Raw genomic sequence first — 19,079 nt, 5'->3', positions numbered from 1 at the left:
TCATCTGGGATGACGCGACCGGCTCGTGGCTGGGTGGGGCCTTGGATGCGCTCACCCGGCGAATGGTTTCATTCTTCACCGCTCCGAATCCCTCGGCTTCGGTGTAATCGGCATGTTTGCTTCATTCGGGTCAGCTGATTCATTGCGAGTCAGCGGAATTTTTCGAATTGTTCCTCCCAGCACCCCACTCGGGATTGCCGGTCGAATCAGCAGGCCTTGCCAAGCCTCTGGACGTGTTCTTTACCAGCGGTACTCGCCACCGAAGCTGATGCCTTGGGCCCAGTAGTCGGAGTTGTCGAATTCGAAGGCCGGGTAGTCAGCCAAGACCGTGCTGGCTGCACCGTTGGGCAATTGAGCCGTGTCGACGCGGCGGTCGATGTGATCGCCAGGTCGCACCACGTTGGACCAGTACAGGAACGTGTATCCGAACGTGGCTCGCAGTTGATCCGTGACTTGGTACCCCAGTGTCAGGTCAAGTTGTGGCAGGACAGAGAACTCGTCGCGGCTGTATTCGCCGATGTTGGAGTTCTGAGCCAGCAAACCGCCCTTTTGAGCTGCCGCACCGTCGATCGATGTTTCACCGTCGATGGTGACTCGTTGGCGAGTGTTGCCAACGCCCAAGCGGATCAGGGCATCAAAGGTCCAGTAACCGCGGGTTCGTTTGTACATCCAACCCAGGTCCAACCCGTTGAACTGGTTGCGAGTCCGGAAGTCATCGAAGATGTCGTACTGCATCACCGCTGCGGTGCCTGATGGGATGCTGGTGAGGTCTTCGGTGATTCGAACGCCTTCACGCAGTTCGACTTGGCGGAATCCGATCAGGTATTCAATTCGTTCACAGGTGTGTTCCGGGCAACCGCAGAAGACGCCTTGGCTGCAGCTGGTTTCGCTGCGGCGTAGGTGACGCAGGTTGATTCCCCAGCCTCGCAAGCGACTGTCGACATCGACGGCCACGGTTCCCGCAAGTTGGCTCGGGAAAGCGACTTGTTGCTGATCTTCGACGCTGCCGTTGGCCACGTTGATGAAGGGACGACCAAGGTATTGTGAGTCTGCACCACTGGCACGGTAGCTGTCGGTTTCTTCCCCGATTCCAAAACCTTCTGCACCGATGCCCCAGGTGTGGCACTTGTCCAACCAGAATCCGAACTTCAGACGCAAGCCGTCCATGTTGTCGGTCAAGACATCTTCTCCGCCGTACAACACGCGACCCGGATCATTCGGGAAACGTTGCGATGGCAACACGTCGGTGGACACCAAAGGTGGCAACGACATGCCGTCTTGCCACCACATCAGGTACTCAGCGGAGAACCATCCGTCTTGTGGCCAGCAAAGTGTCATGCAGGGACGCATCGCGTCGCAGTCGTTGTATTCGCCGCACATCGGATCGCCGTTGTGGCAAACACCACTGCCGCAACCGATGCCATCGCATCCGCCATAGCTGAGTGAACCGCAACCGCCATCGCACCCATGGTCGCCGCATCCGCAGCTGCCCATTGGCATGGAGTCGCAACCACCGTCCAGCATCGGGTCGTAGATGACCTGACCGTCCAATGGCATGGAGTGCGTCATGGAGCCCTCTTCAATGATCGGGTGGATCGAAGGCGGCATGGGCGGAGAAGGCAAAGGTGACGTGTGGTCCACCAAGCGAACGTTCGCCGACTGGGGGCGATTCGCGTTGGTCGACTGCGAGGTCGTTTTTTGCGAGAGGTCTCGGACCGGCTGCCACGAAGCTCGAGCGTTCTGCTCGATGTAGCTCGCGTCGCGGACCGAACCGGATTGGCTCGACCGAGTTGAGTTGGTTTGTGCATGCAAAGGGGCTGCCATCACGGCAAGCGACCCAAAGATACAGAAGTAAAACAGACGTTTTGACACGGGCGTCACCCATCAATAGCTGGAGTCGGGGGGGAGGTGAGGCTCGACCCCGTTGGGCAGACGGACAAGTGCATGTCACGTCGCGCCGTCGGTCGAGAATCACCGGCTCACCACTCGTATCGACCCGGTTTGTTGAGATCCTGCATCCAAAAACGTCAAAATTGGAAAAATCGTTAGAGGCACCGCCTTCGGAAAACCTTCTCGGGTCTGCCTAAGTCCCCAGGGCTTCGCTTTTTGATGCTGTTGTTTCACAAATGCTGTTTCACGCGTCATCAGCGAGCGGTCTCGCGGTCGCGAAACGTGTTCTGAAACGATTCCGCTATTCACGTGGTGTGGCGTTCATCACCTCGTTCTGCAAGGGCCAACAGGACAATGCGGGGATTTGCAGTTCGAGAGAGCTGCGATCCCTCTATAATACGCGTGTTCTGCTTCCGCCCAGAAACCCGCCTCGACCTCCCTCCATGCCATATTTCTGCCCCGGTATCTCCCTACCAGCCGATAAGAATTCCCCGATTCGTCCTGTGTTTGGGGGGTGTGATTTCAGGTCCATGCTCCGCTGGAGATGTGCCCTCGAACGCGGCATGCGGATCGGTCCGCTTGCCTTGCTAAGCTGCCTGTGCCTGAGTGGCGTCGTGGCGGACGTGGCTTCGGGTGCGGAACCAGTCAAAGCAAACAGTCCCACACCCGGCGACGAATCCCCGGTTGATTTCAATTCCCAGATTCGCCCGATCCTGGTCGCGAATTGCACGTCGTGTCACGGTGGGGTGAAACAAGCCGGTGACGTCTCGTTCATCTATCCTGAGCAAGTCCTGCCGCCGGATGGATGGATCGTGGAACCAGGCGACCCGGACGCGTCGATCCTGATCGAACGGATCACGACCGACGATGCCGACACTCGCATGCCGCCGCCGGATGAGCATCCCGATCCGCTGTCGCCGGAAGACATCGAGTTGCTGCGTCGCTGGATTGCCGAAGGAGCCCCGTGGCAGAACATGTGGGCGCTCACGCCGTTGACTCCCGCCGTGTCTTCCGTCGCTTCCGAGCTGGCCAGCAAAGAGGTCCCCAGTTGGGGAACCCAGTCGCTCGATCAAATCGTGCTGGCAAATTTGAAAGCCAAGGATCAAACGCCGAGCGAAGAAGCACCGGCGGAGCAGTGGCTCCGGCGAACCTCGTTTGATCTGATTGGATTGCCACCGTCGGAAGCACAACTCAAGGGGTTTCTCTCAAAGCTGGAATCAGCGTCTTCGCCGAATGAAAAAGAAGCTGCCTACGCGGCGCAGGTCGACGCGATGCTGGCCGAGTCTCATTTTGGTGAAAGATGGGCATCCGTGTGGATGGACCTCGCTCGCTACGCTGACTCGATGGGGTTCGAAAAAGATCCGCATCGTGACATGTGGCCTTACCGCGATTGGTTGATCGAAGCCTTCAATGCCGACATGCCCTACGACGAATTCACCATCAAGCAATTGGCGGGTGACTTGGTCGAAGACGCGACGGCGGAAGACTGGATCGCAACCGCCTTTCATCGCAACACGCAAACCAACACCGAGGGCGGGACCGACGACGAAGAGTTTCGTATCGCCGCGTTGATCGACCGCGTCAACACGACTTGGACCGTGTGGCAGGCCAGCACCTTTGGTTGCGTGCAGTGCCATTCGCATCCGTATGATCCGATCGAGCACAACGAGTACTACGCATCGTTGGCGATGTTCAACGACACGATGGATGTGGATCTCCCAGATGATTATCCCACCATTCGGATCCCCAACGATCCATCACAATTGGAACACGCGATTGGTGTGCAGCGACGAGCCGAAGAGCTGCGTCATCAACGCAATGCAGTTGGATGGAACGTCACCCACACCGCGAAATGGCAGTCGGTTGCGCCAACTTCGTTTGCAACCACCGACGGCAAACTGAAGCAGGTCGATAATCAGATTGTCGCGGATGGTGGCACCTTCCCGCCTGGCACGAAGTACACGATCGAGCTGGATCTCGAGAGTTTGCAAGCTCAATTGGGTGAGCAGTCTTTGTCGGCGATGAAGTTGGACATCTTGCCGCTCAGCGATGATCCAGCTCAGTGGCCCGAACAAGGTTCCGTGCTCAGCGAACTCACTGCCGAATGGATCGACGCCGAAGGCAAGGCGACCCCGGTCGAGTGGGCCGGCGTCATCGTGGATGCGATCACCGGCAGCACTGAACCGAAAGATGTTCTTCGCGGCAACGCGTCGGGTGCCGGCGAATACCCGAAGCTGACTGGACCACGGCAAACCGTGTTCGTGATGCGAGAACCGAGTTCCTGGGAATCACTGAGTGAGAAGTCGATCCAAACGCTGCGGTTGAGCATGCGTCAGTCGCACTCGACCTCGGGAAACGTCGCCACACCGATCCGTCGATTGGAATGGTTCGCGACATCGGACGAGGAAGCCAGCCAGTTGCTCGCCAGCGACGAGTGGAAACAGCTTAGCGAGTCGCTTCAACAGGCCCGCAAGGAAGCGTCGCAGGTCCAAGGTCCCAAGCTGCCAATCGTTTCCAATCGTCCGGTATCCGCCGGGCGAGACACACGTGTGTTCGTGCGTGGGAATTGGATGGAACATGGGGAACAGGTTGATCCGGCCATTCCCGTGGCCTTCGTCCAAGGCACCTCGGTTCGTCCCGCGGACGTGAAGAACCGCTTGGACCTGGCACAATGGTTGGTTTCCAATGACAACCCGCTGACCCCGCGAGTTTGGGCCAACCGAGTGTGGGCTCAGTTGTTCGGAATTGGGTTGGTGGAAACGCAAGAGGACTTTGGATCCAGCGGTCTGCAGCCGACCCATCCGCAGTTGCTCGATCACCTGGCCCTGCGACTGCGAGACGAGCACCGTTGGCACCTGAAACCGTTCCTGCGTGAGTTGGTGTTGTCATCGACTTATCGCCAAACGCATCACGTCAGCAAAGAACTGCAGCAGGCCGATCCTCGAAATCAGTGGTTGGCTCGCGGACCGCGAACGCGATTGACTGCCGAGATGGTTCGCGATCAAGCGTTGGCTGTGTCAGGATTGTTGACCGAGCAAATCGGTGGCCCGTCCGTCATGCCGCCCCAACCCGATGGCGTTTGGCAGACCGTTTACAGTGGGGCGTCTTGGAAAACGGCGGCCGGCCCCGAGCGTTATCGACGGGCGCTTTACACTTACTGGCGACGAACGAGTCCCTACCCGAGTTTCTTGACCTTCGATTCACCCACGCGAGATCTGTGTGCACCACGGCGAATCGCGACCAACACGCCTCTGCAAGCCTTGGTGACGCTGAATGACCCCGTCTACGCCGAATGTAGCAGCGCGTTGGTGGGTCAAGCCACCGCAGCGGAATCCATGGACGCCAGCGATCTGATCGAATCACAAATCGCTCGGATGTTCGTGCTGGTGACCCAAAGCCAACCGACGGAATGGGAACTTCATGAATTGAAGGCACTCTACGACGACTTGGACGAAACCAGCGGCGTCCCACAAGGCGACGGCAAACTCAACGTGGACCAGAACGCACTTGCGATTGTGGCCAGCACCATTTTGAATCTCGACAAAGCACTGACCAAATGAATCCTCTCAACGACTCTGTGCGTCATGGTTTGTTGGAATGGCAAACACGGCGACACTTTTTGCAGAACTGCTCGCTCGGTTTGGCCGGGATGTGGTTGGGCAGTCAAGCCAACCCTGTTCGCGGTGAGGCCGCGCAATCCGGTGTCACGGCACCGAGGTTGGCACCGCATTTCCCACCCAAAGCCAAACGTGTGATCTTCCTGCACATGGCGGGCGGACCGAGCCAGTTGGAATTGTTTGACTACAAACCGGACTTGCAACAACTCGATGGGCAAGACACACCAGCCAGCTTCTTAGAAGGAAAACGTTTCGCCTTCATTCAGGGCGTCCCAAAATTGCTGGGGCCGCAATTCCCCTTTGCACAACATGGCGAAAGTGGGGCTTGGGTTTCCGATCGACTGCCCCACTTTCAATCGGTGGTCGACAAAGTTTGCTTCGTCAAATCGATGCACACAACTCAGTTCAATCACGGTCCCGCTCAGTTGCTGTTGCACACCGGCAGTCAAAATCTTGGCTCCGCGTCCTTTGGTGCATGGACGATGTACGGCCTCGGCAGCGAGAACCAGAACCTGCCCGGGTTTGTTGTCCTGGTCTCCGGCGGCAAAACACCGTCGGCGGGAAAGAGCGTTTGGGGATCGGGCTTCCTGCCTTCCGTGCACCAAGGCGTCCAGTGCCGCAGCAAGGGCGACCCGGTGCTGTACCTTTCCAATCCGGAAGGTGTCAGCCGCGTCCAGCGACGTCGTGCATTGGATACGCTGGCGAAACTCAACCGAGAAACGTTTGAGCAAACCGGTGACGCCGAGGTGCTGACGCGAATTTCTCAGTATGAAATGGCGTTCCGGATGCAGACCAGTGCGACCGAAGCGTTTGACCTGACTCAGGAAACCGCCGACGTTCATGCGATGTACGGGACCAAACCCGGCGAAGAATCGTTTGCGAACAATTGTTTGCTCGCTCGCCGACTGGCTGAACGCGACGTGCGTTTCATTCAACTGTTTCACTGGGGTTGGGACTCCCACGGTGCCGGTGCCAACGAAGCGATCAACAAAGGGTTCCACGATCGTTGTCGTGAAGTCGACCAGCCGATGACGGCGCTGCTGAAAGACTTGGATCAACGTGGCCTGCTGGAAGACACGTTGGTTGTCTGGGGCGGCGAGTTTGGTCGAACACCGATGCGAGAGAATCGTGGCGGTCGCGAGATGAAGTTGATCGGTCGCGACCACAATCCGGGTTCGTTCACGATGTGGTTTGCGGGTGGCGGAATCAAACCAGGCGTTTCGATTGGGCACACCGACGACATCGGTTACGAGGCGGTCGAGAACAAAGTTTCGCCTCACGACTTGCACGCGACGCTTCAGCATCTGCTGGGCATCGATCATCACAAACTGACTTACATGAGCCAGGGCCTGCCGCAACGATTGTCCAACGTGACCCAGCCTTCACGGATCGTGACGGACATGTTCGCCTGAGCTGATTCGCTTGACCTGCCATCTCGGGGCTTCCACCCCGAGCTATCCACGAGGACTCCTCCGGAGCCTTGGACGCAGATTCGCCCCGGAGGGGGCCGTCATCGTTAGCTCGGGGCGGAAGCCCCGAGGCCATCTCAGCCGCTTAGGCCGGGGTAGCGTTGTTGCAGTTCGGAGCGGGCTTCGGCGGCGCGGTCGGGTTTGCCGACTTTGGTCCACAGATCCGCGAGTTGCTTCAGAGCTTCGGAGTGCGGGCCGGGGTGAGTCGAGAACATGAGTTGGGTGTGCAGGTAGGCGAGCAAGGCTCCTTCGGTGTCGCCCATGGCCGCGTAGCTGGCTCCTTGAGCGTTGTAGATCTCAGCGGCGGTCTCGGTGTCCGTCGGATTCAACTTGGCAATCAGTTCGTTGACCATGTCGAGTGCCTCTTGCCCTTTGCCTTGTTTCGCCGTGGCGATGGCCAGGGCTGCTTTGGACAGCGTCTGCAGGCGCGCACCCTCGGGCGATTGGACACCAATGCTGACGATCTTTTGCAAGTCGCTGGCGGCCTCGGCGTCTTTGTCTTGTTTCAGTTTGACCAACGCATTGAGATACAGCGATTCGATTTTGGTTTCCGACGAGGGAGCATTGCGAAGCGACCCGTAGTACTTCGACGCTTGGTCGTACGAACCCAACTTGACCGCCAAGTCACCGAGCAGTTTGGCTGTGTCGTAGAAGTGCCAGGAGCCCGTGTTTTGCTTGATGAAATTGAGTGCGGCGGTAGCCGAGGCTCGCAAGTCGCCATTGCCGGACAATGCCTGTTGGGCTTGGCTGTACATCACGTAGTAGGCGAAGTCCGCTTTCTGAGGGTCGCGGTTCAGTTTGCTGGCATCGACAGTCTTGAGTTCTGCAATCGCTTGATCGAATTGATTGTCGATTGCGAATTCACGGCCTTGGGTCAGGCCACCGGGATCGCCTTGGAAGAGCACCTTCTCAATCGCACCGGCGTTGAACGTTTGGTCCTTGCCGGACACCGACATCACAATGCCGTTCTTGCTGATGGATTTGATCTTTCCCAAGACAACCTCGCCACCGCGCGGGTACAGCCGGTCGGTTTGCGCCATGACGGGGGACGCAATCAGCAAACCGAGCAAAACGGCACTGCAGCGAATGGAAAGACGAGCGGTGGCAATCATGGATGTCAGTGCTTGAAGAGTGAATGCAGGTTGTGAAGGCGTAGCGAAAGTCGTCAAGACTTTCGGCGAATCCGGGTGCAGCTCAAAACTCTTGACGAGTTTCGCTACCCCGGACATGGAATTGACATGGAACGTCACTTCAGGCCAGTCGCGGGTTGCCCAGCGGCTTGTTGAATCTGTTTGAGCAACGCGTCGAACTTTTGCTTTTGTTCCGGCCCGCCCATTTCGGGATATAGGACAACCAGTCCGGTGATGTCCCGAATGGCTTGTTCCACGATGGCGTCGCTGTTCGTCGATTTGCCTTGCAGGTAACGGCACAGAGCGACGTGGTAGCGAGATTCGAAAAAGATGTCTCGGAACTGTTCGTTTCGCTGAGTGAGTTGACTGATCCGGCCCCAGCCCCAAATCGTGTTCTTTTTGTCAGGTCCAGGGCGACCTCCACTGAGTGCGGACTTGTAGGCTCGACCGGCCAATTTGGGTTGCAACTCGCCTGCCCATTGTTCGTACGTGAGCGCGGCTTCCTTTTGTGCGTCCAGCATCATCGATTTTTGCTTCAGAACGCTTTCCAGTTCATTGAGTGCCGCCGAATACTCGCCTCGCAGGCGTTGTGTCTTGCCCAGTAAGAATCGATTGGTCAGGCCTGCTTCGGAAGGATCTTTCAAACTGGTGAAGGTATCGGCAGCCGACGTCAGCAACGCGGCGGCTTGACCATCAGCTTTCTTTTGACCCGGGGCCATGGTGGCCTCACCAAGTTCCATCAGGGTCTGGCCAACCCATTGCAGGGTCGCTTTGTCGTCCGTCGAATCAGCGATGCGAGTCAGGAAGACCTGGAACGCATCGACGAGTTTGGTCTTCTTGGCCGGAGGTGCCGTGTCGAGTTGTTGACGAATGTCGTTTGCCAGCGACACGAACGTGCTGACCAAACGTTTCTCGCCGTCGGCTCCCTGGGCATTCGAACGAAGTTCATCGATTGCGCCCGCCGCACGGTCAAGCAACTTGTCCGTGCCTTCGTCGCTGGTTGTCATCAACCCAACCACCGCTTGCAGTTCCGTGCGATACAAATCGGAAATCATGGAAGTGGAGGGCTTGTCCATCTTCGATCGGTTTGCGATGGGGCCGAATTTCGGGTGGTCCAGTGTTTGGACAGCAGCATCGGGGGCATCGGTTCGGACTTGGATCTTGGCCAGGGTGAGTGCCGCTTGGAATGCTTCCATCGACACCAAGCCACCTGAGATCCCGTCGAGTCCCTTTCGAAGTTCCTTGGCGGCGGCGTTCATTTGTGCTTGCGATTCGTCTGGTTTCTCTTCTGAAATCAGGCGAATGGAGTCGTTCCACAGCGATTGGCCGAGCAGCCGAGCCAGCATGAATTTTTGTGGTCCGTCGGCCATTTCGTCGATCAGTTTTCGGCTGCCATCAAAGTCATCGTTGCTCAGTGCCAACCGCACCATGATGTCTTGCGCAGCGGCGGCCTTGGGATCATCCGGCCAGATGCGAACGAGGTAATCGCCAACGGATTGCAATTCCTTCAACCAGTACTCGGCTTCGCGATCGCCGGACTGGGTGATCAGTTTTTGAGCGGACCCCAGTGCCAAGACGCCACCGACCAACCCCGCGTCAGTTCCAGGAGCGTTCTGAGCGAGGAAACGGCCAGCCACAAAGCTGTCCCGGAAGTGGCTTTCCTGTTGCAGCAAGTAGGTCAAGAACTTGCGGGCTTCGTTGACCTGCATGGTGTCCGATTCGGCATCGATCATCGACAACCCACGCCGCAGGATGATCACCCCGGTCTGACGCGCGTTGACGAGGGAGTCTTCGACTTCCTTGATCTGGTCGGCGGGAGCTTGGTCCGCTTGCAGCTTTTGAAGTTGTTCGCTCAACAACTGAGTCGTTTGAACCAATTGGTTCGCCGAGCTGAAGGCTTCGTCAAAGTTGGCTGGGTCGTCAGCGGTGGGAAGTTCCACGGTTTCATCGCTGGATGCCACGCCGAGTTCGGCCAGCAGAGTTTGGGTTTCGTCGGCGTGAGGACCTTCCACTTTTCTGGCCGACAAGAGCAGTTGCCTGGCGTCGCTGGTCGCTCGTGTTCGTTCGTTGGGTTTGGTGTCTTTCTCGTCCTTGCTTTTGGCAATGAAGGCTTTGGCAAGCTCGATCCGCAGTTCTTGCGAAATCGGCAACCGCTTCTCGTTGGGCCGCAGGGTTTTTTCAAACTCTTCGCCTTGTTGGATCGCGTCTTTGTAGTTCGGTGGGTCTTCTGCGAGCGCGAGTTTGATCAGTCCGATCGTGGCCCCGATCTTGGGTTCACGAAGCGGATCGGCGTCCTGCTGTTCCAGCATTCGCGTGTAGCTTTCGATCGCCTTTTCTTTTCGGCCCAGCAAGCGTTCGATGTCACCGCGTTTGTGATAGGCGGACGCACCGATGATGTACTTCTCATACTTCTCGCTCAGTTCGACCATTTCGACGAGCGCTTTTTCGAGCAGGCTCTTGCCGTCTTGGGCTGGGTTTTCGAACGTCTTCGCGCCCATCATCTGAGCTTCGCCCGTGTTTTGGCGAGCGAGCAAGTACTCGAACCGATACTGGTCTCGCAGAGCTGCCTTGTCGGGATCCTTGGCAGGATCGATCTTGGCGCCCTGCATGCCTTCCAACTTGGATTTCAGATCCGCTTGGATGTCGTTGAAGGTTTTGGCGGCCTTGGCATAGGTCTCTCTGGCCTTGGTTCGCTTGTCGGAATCCAGCTCCCCACTCATGTATTGGGCTGCGCGAACCATTTGCAATTTGCCCAGCATCGATCGGGCTTCGCTGGCTCGTTCGTGAGACGAATTGGCGTTCACGTAGGCCTGCAGTTCCGATTCCGCTTTCTCGAATGCTTGGTCGCGTTGGCTGGTGCTGCGGGAGGCGATCGCGGCATCGATCGACGTCTGTGCTTTTTCGAGCGGGATCGCGGAAAGCAGCTTGGGGGCCACGCCGGGGACATTTGGCAACCGATCCAGGTACACATCGGCCAGTTCGTAGTAGCCCGCCGAGCGAAGACGTTTCAAAAATTCTTCCGCGGGTTCACCTTCTGCGGCAACGTTGGACGATGACTGCAGAATGGAACTGAAGAACATCGCCGCAACGACCCGGATGGCTAGTCGAGTTCGGCGACGAGACGATGGAGTCGGTGCTGGCATAATGGGTGCAGACGAGATGGGAGAAGAGCTTCGGATGGTGGTGCCGCGACCCTTGCGGTTGTGTTGCATCGCAAAGGACTAGATTAAAGTGCGAAAGTACCGGGAGCAACCTTTTGCGGCCGGATGTGTCCACGAATCCAATGCGTGACCATGCGTATCCCCAACGAAATCAATCGTGACAATCTCTATCGTCGACGCGCGAGAGGTGGCCTTCCCACCCAAACTTACCGGCGGCTGTTTCGGTTGATGCTGGCGTTGGTATTGGTCCTGATGGTGATGAGGCAAGCGGCGCGTCCTGGGGTGTATGCGATCTTCTTTCCCGAGACGATGGTCCCGGTCCAAGTGGAGACAACCTCGCGTTTGGCCGAGAAAACCGACGCGCAAGAGGCTCTATCGGAGTGGGAAACGGTTCAGGCTGCCGTCGCAGAACAAATTCTTTCAGAAGACCAAACGCTCGAAGACGGCGAACGTACTCCCACCCGAATGGAGCAGGATTCGCTCATCGCTCAGGTGGACGACGGAACCGTTTGGCGATCGGCGGATCAGCCCGCTCTGTGTGCGACGTTGGCGCTGCACCGATCTCAGCAGGCTTGGACAGCGGAGCCACCCTTCGAGCCCGTCCTGGAAACGGGGGTGTTGCCTTTGTTGCAGCAGCCCGACGTTTACCGCGGCCGAACGGTGCGTGCGACCGGAAAGTTAGTGCGAATTGTTTCCGTCCAAGCCAACGCGAACCAATGGGGAATCGATCGCTACTGGGATTGTTGGTTGCATCCCGAAGACGGAAGCCTGCGGCCTTGGCTGGTCATCGTTCCTGAATTGCCCAGCGGAATTCGCGAATTGGTGCCCGCCCTTGTGAGTGATCCAACGTCCAGCGGTGCCGTGGATGTGGATTCACCGCTGCCGACAATTGTCGTCGAGGGGGAATTTGTGAAGCGGCTTTCGTATCAATCCGCGGACGGGGTGGAGCTCACGCCCGTTGTCGTGGGGCATGTGCAAGCAGTCCGGTCCAACGGCAACCCTGTTGTCGGGGCCGCGATTCAGTCTGTGCCGATGAAAGGTTCGGGGGTGCAGTCGCAGGAGAAGTCCCGTCCGCTGTCCTTGGGGATGATTGTCGTGATTGCGACTTTGATTGGCGTGGGCATCGGAGTCTTGGTGATGTGGCGTTCGGCGGTCTCGCACCGGCGTCTGCGGGCCCGACGCCAGCAAGATCATGTCACCTTGCCACTGGTGGCGTGTTTGGCGTTGGGGTTCTCGTCGTTGACAGTGAATCAGGTTTGGGGTGTCGCGCCCCAGGCCGACGCAATGGACCGTGTGGAAGAGAATGGCACCGGGGCAGGTGACTCGTCGCTATTGAACCTGTTGTCAGGGTTTGACGTCGAGCGACTGAAACGACTCGGCGATCGGATGCAGACGGGCAGCAATGGCAACGCGGCCAGAGACGAACAAGCCAAGTTGGTGTTCCGGTTGAAGCGGCTGTCGGAATCCACGTTGGATCAGCGGCGCCCCAAGTTGGCACCATCATCTGTTTCAGTGGGCGATGCCGTTGAGATCGACGGAAAGATTGAGTCGTTTCAGTTTGTGGCCGTTCCGGATGAGCTGACGGAGTTCTTGGGCCTGCGTCAGTTGGTGGAATTGGTTCTGGCGGATGAAGCGGGGTCGCAAAGGCAGGTGGTTGCCGCGCCGTTGCCAAAGCAGGTTGCGGTGGGCGACCGGTTGTCGGGCATCGGGGTTGCACTTCAAGGTGGCGACAAGACGCCGGCGATTGCCGTGGCTGGAAATCTCCGTTGGCATCCGGTGCAACCGGAGTCACTCGGCTGGCAGGTGCTCAGCGAGTTGGATGTGGACATCTCGCGATTGCCCGAGATTGTGTCGCTCAGTCGCCGACCTTTGATGGACGCGGACTCTCAGGTTTTCTTCTCGATGATTGGGGCGGCGCATCAAGCCGGTTCGATTCCCATCAGCAGCGAACCGCTGGGGCCCATTGCGTCTGCGATGCGAGCGTCGGCGGTGGAGGTCAGTCCAACGGATCTGTTGAAGGAGCCCCAGAAGTGGATGGGGCAGTGGATCCGGATCGATGTGGAGACAGTCCGGTGGACCCGCGTGTCGGTGGAGTTGGATGCTCGGGCCCAGCAGGTTGGCAGCGACCATTACTACCAAATCGACGCGATGGGTGATCTGGGCAATGTGCAACTGAAGATTGCGACAGAAGATGGCGAGACCGTCACCATGCAAAATCGTTATCCGGTGACGTTGGTGACCGCCGAGTTGCCCGCGTTCCTGGCCGAGGAGAACGCTCTGTCACGCACGATTTCCAAGCCGGTTCGGGTGGAAGGGTTTTTCTATCGCTTGTGGAGTTACGAGTCCGATTTCATGGCCTCGCACGGCGGCAAGCAGTTTGCGCCGTTGTTGATCGCGGGCCGTTGGGGCGATCGAACTCCAACATCGAAGGATCCCATCGGCGTTGGTTGGATCGGAACCCTCGCGGCCGCGGGAGTGGTCACGGCGATTGTGGCCGCACTCGCGTTCGCTTGGTTCAATCGCCGCGGTGACCGCTTGGCACGCCAGCAGCGAGTGTAGAGGTCAGTTCCAACTCAATTTGAGGGTAGCGGAACTCGTCAAGAGTTTCGTTGGTTGCTGGAAAACCGAAAGTCTTGACGACTTCCGCTACGGCCGTAACTCGTTTTTAGGCCTAGCAGACCACTACCGGTCTTCGCCCAGTTTGATCTCAAAACCGGTTCGTTCGTTGATCGTTTCAAAGAATCCACGAACGATGTTGGTCGCTCCGTCGTCACCGATCAGCTGAGCCATGAAACGCTGTTGCGGCTGGCTGAATTGCTCACGCAGTTGATCCATCTCAGGTTGGAACTGAGTGGGTTGAACCACGTAGTAAACCGAGAGAGGTGCGTTGGGGGCGACATTGGCTTGGCCCACTTCGGTGTTGAAGACCGATCGCATGAATTCATCACCGACCGAGTTCAGTTCAGGGACATTGCCGATCGAAGTTTGCATCATGCCAACCATGTTGAGCCAGCTGAACGGGCCCAGTCCGGTGTGCAAGTTGTCTTCTTTGCCTTCCGGGACGATGTCAGCCAGTTGCTTGCCTTCGGTCAAGGAGTCGGCCAGTTTCCTGGCGGCTGCTTGGGCCAATTCGCGAGCTTCTTCCGTGCGGATCGCCAGGATGACTTCTTCGCGAACCTCGTCCAATTCGGGGGTGTACGCTTCGATGTCTTTGGTCTTCCAGGAAACATACGACTTCGCATTTTCGAGGTCCACCGAACGTTGGGGCGCGAACGCTGGTTGGGCAGGGATGGACGAACCGTCCTGCATGGCGGCTCCAAACATCATCGCGTAGTAGGGAGCACCGCGTTGTTGCAGCGATTGGCCCAACCCGTAGGATTCGCCGATCGGCTCTTCACTGACGGAGACACGATTGACCAAGCCAGTCGTGCCATAGCCGAGTCCCTTTTCTTCTGCGATCGCCTTCAAGTCCGGACGTGTGGGAGCCTCTTCGGCGGTCGAAACGCCGACCGCAACGTTGCTCTCGTGGACGGCCATTTCACTGAAGTAATCCCGCATCAAAGCGTTCATTTCGGTGATGGTTTGGTCCAGCTTTTGACGTGCGGTTTCGGAAACCATGTCGGTGGCAATCGCATCGCGAACGTCTTCGAACGATTGGGGTTTGGTCTCGGCGGGTTCGTCGCCCAGATCCAATCCATCGCCCAGTTCCATTTCGTCGTCGCTGGTCTCAGTGGCTGGGGGAGCGTCAGCAGGAGTTTCAGCGGCGTCATCGTCGTCTTGGAACGCGACCAGTTGAACCGCTTCGTCGCGTGAGCGGAGCATGGAACTGTCTTCGTTGGCCGGTTCGTCTGTGCTTTCTTCGGAGCCAGTTTCTTCTGAGCTGGTTTCCTCAGCAGGAGTTTCTTCGGAGGCGGGCTCTTCCGCTGGGGGTTCCTCGGACGAGGTTTCGCTGCTTTCTTCGCTGGTGGGCTCGGTTTCAGCTTCCGCTTCGGTGGTTTCTTCCACCATTTCTTCCGCGACCGTTTCTTCGGTTTCGGTGGCGGGAGATTCTTCTTCGGTCGTTTCCGCTGTTTCTTCGGCTGCTTCTTCCGCAGCGTTTTCGATTTCCATCGCTTCGAGTTCTGCGGTGGCGTCCTCGGTTGCCTCGACGGGCATTTGGAAATCGCCACCGGCCAGTCGGCGTTCGTACTCGGCGCGGATGGCTTCTTCGGTCAGCTTGGCTTTTTCTCGTTCAACGAAATCGTTCAGGTCGGCGAAGACGAATTCGATCTCGGCCGAATCCGGACGACGGAACTTGGGTTCAGGGCTTTGGTCGTTGGGATAGGCCAGCAGATCCTTTCCAGCGTCGTAGACCTCTTGGATCTTGGACTGGCTGGGGGATTCATCGGTTTGGTCGAGGTATTCGGCGACCAGCACGCCGTAGGCGTCGATGTTGGCGGACTGATTGGTCTTCAGGAAATTTCGCCACTGAGCCAAGGGGGTGGTGACGGGCATGCGGCCGTTCATCAGGCCCACCATCGCACTGCGTTGGTAAAGATCCGATAGCAAATGCATCCGCAACTGTTCGTACAGTTGGATGGGACCCATTTGGTTTTTGGTGAACTGCATCAGCATCGAACCGATTTCGTTGTCGCTGAGCAATCCATCGGTGTACCGGCTGAGCCAGTTGCGAACGGACGTGTCATCCAGCTCGAAACCGGCTTTTCTGGCTTCGCTGTAAAACCGCATCGTGTTGATGGTGGCTTCTTCGCTTGGATTCGCATCGATGCCGAGCGATTGGATCTGGCCTGATTCTTGGTCGTATTGAAAACCAGGGACCTGTGGCACTCCGCCACGCCGGATCGTTTCTTGGCCCAAATCGCTCAGGAACCCGACGATGGCACGGTGCTGCTGCGTTGTGCGGGCGACGCGGCTCTGCGTCAGCGTGACACCGTCATAGACCGCCGCGACTGGGTCGGAATTGGATCCGCCTCCTCGCCGCAGGTAAGTGTCCAACGCAGGCAAGACGACGAACGCAAACAATGCCAACAAAGTCAACAAGACCATCATTGGTTTGAGGTTGCGTCGAAAAATCTCGAACGGGCTACTGCTCATCGTTGGGTCCAAAAAACAAAATGGTTGCAATTCAAACCGCAGAGGGTATCCCCACGGGAATTTACTGGTCAAGGTGAGTTGAATCGAAGGCTCGCCAGCGGGGCAAGCACCTCGGGGTGATTCGGCGGTCGATTGGGTGAAAGGGGTGTCAGAATAGGTAAGCGACGAAGAATGGCTGGTTCGTCACCACGCTTCGGGAGCTTCCTGGCCTTTTGGTCACCAAAAAACCGACCATCGCCTGCTCACTCGGAACGAGATGAGCCGTGAAAAAGAATCCGGGCTCCTTCTCTGAGAATGAGCTTGGGGAAACATCCGAGCTCTGAAAATCGCGGCGATCTCACCAGATCCGAATGCGTTCTTCGGGAGCGATGTAGAGCGGGTCGGTTTCGTCGATTCGGAACGCTTCGTACCAAGCGTCCATGTTGCGGACGATTCCGTTGACGCGGTATTCGCTGGGGCTGTGCGGGTCCGTGATCAAACGTTTCCGCAATTCGGGTTCGCGATACAGGCGACGCCAGATCTGGGCCCAGCCCAAGAAGAATCGTTGATCACCGGTCAAATTGTCGATGACCTTGGCCGGTTGGCCTTCCAGTGACAAGCGATAGGCTTCGTAAGCGACGCTCAGGCCGCCCAGGTCGCCGATATTTTCGCCCAGCGTCAGTTCGCCGTTGACGTTCATGTCCTCAAACGGTTGAAACGCATTGTACTGGTCGACCAAACCGGAGGCTCGCTTATCGAATTCTTCGCGATCCTTGGGCGTCCACCAATTCACCAGGTTCCCGTCGCCGTCGTACTTGCTGCCTTTGTCGTCGAAGCCGTGCGAAAGTTCGTGACCGATCACGGCGCCGATGCCGCCGTAGTTGACCGCGTCGTCGGCGGCCAAATTGAAGAAGGGAGGCTGCAGGATCGCAGCCGGAAACACGATTTCGTTCATCGTCGGGTTGTAGTAAGCGTTGATGGTTTGTGGCGTCATGTGCCACTCGTTGCGATCAATCGGTCCACCCAACTTGGCGAGTTGACGCTCGGTTTCAAAAATCGACGCGGCGATCAGGTTGGTCGCGGGGGACTCAGCCGTGATTTCGAGTTTGCTGTAATCCTTCCATTCGTCGGGGTAGCCGATCTTGGTGTGGAATTTGCCAAGCTTCGTGAGGGCCTGTTTCTTGGTGCCTTCGCTCATCCAGTCACGCGATTCAATGCGTTCGGCGAAGGCGCGTTTGAGGTTTTCAACCAATTCGTTCATGCGACGCTTGGCTTCGGGAGCAAAGTGCTCTTCGACGTACAGTTGCCCGACCACCTCACCCAAAACGCTGCCGGTCAAATCGACCGCTCGTTTCCACATCGGTTGCTGCTCATCGATTCCCGAGATGGCTTTGTCGTGGAATTCAAAGTGGCGTCGTTCCAGGTCTGCCGTCAATGCGGATGCGTAGGCATCGATCGCGTGGAATTGCAGGTACGCTTTCCATGCTTCAAGGCTGTGGTCGGCGAAGAGATCACCAAGAGATTTCAGGTAGCTGGGCTGCCGGACGACAAAGGCGTCTTGGTCGGTCAGGCCAATCGCATGGGTCATCGCAGGGACGTCGAAGCCCGCGATCGTCTCATCGACTTCCGCGAGCGTGAGTTTGTTGTAGGTTTTTTCGGGGTCGCGATTCTCGGTCTTGGTCCACTGGTTCTTCGCCAGTTCGGTTTCGATGGCCACGACTTGCTGTGCCAATTCATCGGCGGACTCAACCGACAAAACTTGCAGCATGTCTTGGACGTACACCTGCAACGCTTCGCGGGCCGACACGTATTGGGGATCGTCTTCGAGGTAGTAGTCGCGGTCGGGGAGCGTCAAACCTGACTGAGACAGGTACACCGTGTAGGTGTCGCTGGCCTTGGCATCGACGCTGATGTAGGCACCCAAGGGAGCGTCCACGCCGACGCGAGACAGTTGACCGATCGTGGCACCGAGCTCGTCTTTGGATTTCAATCCGTCGACGATCTCCAAAACCGGTTGGATAGGCTTGAGCCCGAGTGCGTTGCGTTGGTCGAGGTCCAACACACTGCGATACAGATCGCCGACCTTTTGGGCTGGCGTGCCCTGCTCGGCTTTGGTCTCAGCCGATTGTTCGATCAACGCTCGGACTTGGGACCGCGTCGCGTCGTCCAGCACCGTGAAGATTCCGTAGTTGGATTTGTCCGATGGAATCGGCGTGTTTTCCAGCCACTCTTCATTGGCGTGCAAGTAGAAGTTTTGGCCCGGTTCGACGGTGGCGCTGAATAGAGACTGGTCGATGCCAGAGACTTTGTCGGCAACCGTTTGGCTGGTCTTGCCGGGAGATTCCGCGGAGACAACGGCGGGCTGCAAGACTGTGCCGAGCAAGGCCAAACCCGCGGCGGATTTGCCAAGCGACGACAGGCCGGCCAAAGCGATTCCAAAGCAGCCCTGCAGGCGAACCCCGCGGGAAGAACGAGGGCTTGAGGGTCGGGGCATACGAGTGGTCACGAGCAATCCTTTTGTCGAAACGAGTCGATTGGAAAGAATCAATGGGAGGGTGCGAAGTCAGCGGAGAAACGACCCCTACGATTCCAGCGAATTGCTAGTTCGTGAGGCGAAACTCCGGGGGCATCGTCCCACAAATCCGGGTTGGTGTCAGGTGCTGAAATGCGACACTTGGGCACCCCGGCCGGGTAAGATGTCTGACCCACCCGCACCCCCGCCTTTCGTCCCCACTGCGA

8 protein-coding genes are annotated in these 19,079 nt (G+C 57.7%); 3 read left to right on the top strand and 5 right to left on the bottom strand.

The window, feature by feature from the left end:
* Positions 1-240: 240 nt before the first annotated feature.
* Positions 241-1,872 carry a BBP7 family outer membrane beta-barrel protein gene (locus tag UH5x_RS14960; RefSeq protein ID WP_482632867.1) on the bottom strand — a complete coding sequence of 544 codons (1,632 nt, stop codon included), beginning with the start codon at positions 1,870-1,872 and terminating at the stop codon, positions 241-243.
* Positions 1,873-2,420: 548 nt separating this feature from the next.
* Between UH5x_RS14960 and UH5x_RS14955 the strand changes: the two genes are divergently transcribed.
* Both UH5x_RS14955 and UH5x_RS14950 read left to right on the top strand, forming a co-directional pair.
* Positions 2,421-5,450 (top strand): DUF1553 domain-containing protein, encoded by a 3,030-nt coding sequence (locus UH5x_RS14955; protein ID WP_482632866.1) that lies wholly within the window; start codon positions 2,421-2,423, stop codon positions 5,448-5,450.
* Positions 5,447-6,919 carry a DUF1501 domain-containing protein gene (locus UH5x_RS14950; RefSeq protein WP_047817409.1) on the top strand — a complete coding sequence of 491 codons (1,473 nt, stop codon included), beginning with the start codon at positions 5,447-5,449 and terminating at the stop codon, positions 6,917-6,919. The genes UH5x_RS14955 and UH5x_RS14950 overlap by 4 nt, the downstream gene beginning before the upstream one ends.
* Positions 6,920-7,053: 134 nt before the next feature.
* Here UH5x_RS14950 and UH5x_RS14945 read toward each other — a convergent pair whose 3' ends face one another.
* Positions 7,054-8,088 (bottom strand): tetratricopeptide repeat protein, encoded by a 1,035-nt coding sequence (locus UH5x_RS14945; protein ID WP_482632865.1) that lies wholly within the window; start codon positions 8,086-8,088, stop codon positions 7,054-7,056.
* A gap of 134 nt (positions 8,089-8,222) precedes the next feature.
* Positions 8,223-11,186: a hypothetical protein gene (locus UH5x_RS14940; protein WP_482632864.1), complete on the bottom strand. Its 2,964-nt coding sequence runs from the start codon at positions 11,184-11,186 to the stop codon at positions 8,223-8,225.
* Positions 11,187-11,372: 186 nt separating this feature from the next.
* On the opposite strand from UH5x_RS14940, the gene UH5x_RS14935 reads away from it, so the two are divergent.
* A complete protein-coding gene (locus UH5x_RS14935) occupies positions 11,373-13,826 on the top strand; it encodes a LapA family protein (RefSeq protein ID WP_482632863.1) in 2,454 nt (817 codons plus the stop codon).
* 123 nt (positions 13,827-13,949) lie between these two features.
* Here the strand turns inward: UH5x_RS14935 and UH5x_RS14930 are convergent, their stop codons facing one another.
* Both UH5x_RS14930 and UH5x_RS14925 read right to left on the bottom strand, forming a co-directional pair.
* The gene (locus UH5x_RS14930; protein ID WP_482632862.1) at positions 13,950-16,361 is read right to left on the bottom strand and encodes a hypothetical protein; all 2,412 of its coding nucleotides are present in this window, start codon (positions 16,359-16,361) and stop codon (positions 13,950-13,952) included.
* A gap of 337 nt (positions 16,362-16,698) precedes the next feature.
* On the bottom strand, positions 16,699-18,888 hold the full coding sequence (locus tag UH5x_RS14925) for a M13 family metallopeptidase (RefSeq protein WP_482632861.1): 2,190 nt from the start codon (positions 18,886-18,888) through the stop codon (positions 16,699-16,701).
* Between the last annotated feature and the right edge of the window lie 191 nt (positions 18,889-19,079).

The sequence above is a fragment of the Rhodopirellula sp. UH5 genome, from assembly GCF_056839225.1.
Note: the sequence above shows the minus strand (reverse complement) of the source record. Positions and strands in the feature narration are given on the sequence as shown.